Origin of the sequence: Streptomyces sp. NPDC006207, assembly GCF_040613835.1 — a bacterium.
GTDB lineage: Bacteria > Actinomycetota > Actinomycetes > Streptomycetales > Streptomycetaceae > Actinacidiphila.
The window spans coordinates 1-2,465 of sequence record NZ_JBEXSX010000148.1 but is presented as its reverse complement, the minus strand read 5'-3'; the positions used below and the strand labels follow the sequence as shown (position 1 = coordinate 2,465).

The 2,465-nt window shown below is 73.8% G+C and carries 1 protein-coding gene and 1 pseudogene; both read right to left on the bottom strand.

Annotated elements, in window-relative coordinates; translation table 11 throughout:
- Positions 1 to 984 (bottom strand): annotated as a pseudogene (locus ABZ312_RS45060) (hypothetical protein); the annotation flags it as partial.
- A gap of 1 nt (position 985) precedes the next feature.
- The coding region (locus ABZ312_RS45055) for an ABC transporter permease (RefSeq protein WP_500440224.1) at positions 986 to 2,465 on the bottom strand (1,480 nt) is incomplete at its 5' end.

The following is a 2,465-nucleotide window of genomic DNA, read 5'->3' as shown; positions in this document are numbered from 1 at the left end:
CTCGGCGGCGAAGGGACCGAGGAGTTCACCCAGCCCCTGCTCCTCGACGTGCAGGCCGCGCTGCTTGGCCTGCAGATGTGCCCCGTCCGGTCCCGAGGTCAGCGCGGCGAGCCGGTCGCTCAGGGCCGGGACGTCGTGCGCGGTGAGCTCGTCGACGTCGGCAGGGTGGTGCCAGTAGGCCAGCGCGCCGTCTTGAAGGCTGAGCAGGGCGGCCGTGGCCCCCGGGTCGATGAGCGCAGCGAAGTGCCAGTAGCGGGCGGGGTCGCCACCCGGGACGGGCAGCGAGCGCAGGCTGGGCTTGCGCAGGTCGGGTTCCGCGTTCCACCAGGCGGCGCCGGGTGTCCGGGGCGTGACGATCCCGGTGACCCGGACGGTCACGACCGATCCGACGGCGTCCTCGAGGTGGAACGCCGAACCGGTACGCAGTTTCATCACCTTGGCGGTGCGGTCGGTGATCACCGCTTCGACGCTGTGGGCGTCGGTGCCGGCGTTCGGCAGACGTCCCTCGAGGAGCCGGGTGTTCGCCGCAAGGTCGGGCTGTGCCACCAAGGTGTTCTTCGGGGGGAGCGGGGCGACCGCCATGGTCCGGGGCAGTCCGGGGTCGGTGACGTCTGTGTCGGCGGAGCGCACCCCGTATACAGTCTGGTCGCGTTCGAGCGTCAGCGGGGGCTTCACGAGGCGCTGGAACCGGGTCTCGGTCTCCTTCAGCGACGGGGGGGTGAGCAACCCCTCGGCGTTGAGGGGGGCGGACAGCGGTGACACCTGGAGCGACATGGTGACGCTACGGCCCTGCAGCGACGCGTGTGACACCGCGTCGCGCAACGCGGAGTCCTCGTAGCCGTCGACGGCCCGCGGCAGCGCGCCCGCCAGGAACGCCGTGACGAACACCAGCGCGGCGAGTGCCAGCGTCCCGCCGGGGGCGGCGCGCAGCCGGGCGCGGATCCAGGAGACGTCACCGCTGCGCGGGGAACGGGGCTCGGCCACGTCATTCACCTCCTTGGCGCCGCAGCGCCTGGGCCGGGTCGGCGGACCGCCACGCCGTCAGCATGACGCCGAGCAGGGGCAGTGCGGTGATGGTGATCATCAGCAGGGCGAGCGGACCGGACGGCAGATCTATCCGCACGTCGGGGACCGGGCTCTCCGCGTCAGCCGTCAGGATGATCAAGGGGACGACCAGGCGGGTCAGCAGTCCGCCGAGTACGGCGCCCACGCCCACCGCGACCAGGATGACCAGGCCCTGCTCGGCGGCGATCACCCGGGCGAGCCAGCGGCGCGGGGTGCCCAGCGCCCGCAGCATCGCGAACTCCTGGGAGCGTTCGCGCAGTGCTCCGGCCGCCGCCACGCTGTAGCCGAGCGCGGCCAGCACCACGGCGGTCACGACGGCGGCGGGCAGCGCGGACAGCGGCCCGGCGCCGAGCGGATCGCGTTGGAGTTCGGTGCGCTGCTCGTCGCGGACCAGGAGCGAGGTGATGTCGCCGCGGGTCTGCAGTGCCGAGGCGAGGCGAGCGGCCGCGCCGGGCTCGGCCGCCAGCCACCACTCGCCGGGAACCAGGGAGCCCTGGCCGGTTCCGTTGAGGAACGTGTTCGCCGAGTGCATGTCGATCAGCAGCGCCCCGCCGTCGGTGCCGTCGGTCTTGGGCGCGACGGTGGGCAGGGCGCGTACGGCGGCGGAGACGCGGACCGGCACGGTCACGCCGGCCACGGGGATCCGCACCGAGTCCCCGACCTTCGCGCCGACCGCCCGCAGGAAGGTGTCCGTGGCGACCGCCGACAGCGCGGCCGGGGCCTTGGGTTCGGAGCTGAGGGTTACGGAGGCCGTGTCATAGCTGCTCTGCCAGGCCGCCCCGAGGGACATCTCCCCTGTGTCGAACTCGACGGCGAGCGGCGTCCGCGCGCTGGAGTCAGGGGCGTCCGTCCAGGCGGCGACGTAGCCGGCGTAGTTCATGTAGTCGGGGTTGCCCATAGCGGCGCGCGCCTGCCACGACGAGCCCTCCGGTACCCGGACGGTCCGCGTGGTGCCGTCGCCGGACTCCGACCGCAGCGCGGTGACGGACAGCCGGTGGTGCTCGGTCCGCTGCGGCAGGGTGTAGTCGGCCTTGATCCGGGTCAGGCGCAGTGGCCCGGCCGGGCCGGCGCCGGGGGCCCGGCCCGCCTCGGCGCCGAAGTCCGCCACCACGACGTGCTGTCCGCCGTCGGCGGGGACCTTGCCCAGGGCGATCGTGTAGGGCACGCCGAAGCGGTCTACGAATGTCGCCGAAAGGCGGGTGGTGACGTGGCTCGCAATCGGTCGGCCGCCGGAGTCCGAGGCTTGCGTGCGAACGGTCAGGAGAAGGCGCGCGGTGTCACGGGGCAGGCCGAACCCGGCGTCCGGCGAGGCGGCCTCCTCGGGGCGCAGGGAGCGCAGCAGGTCCTGGAAGGGCCGGTCGGCGAGGTCGTCGCGCAGGCCGGTCACCCCGGAGGCGCTG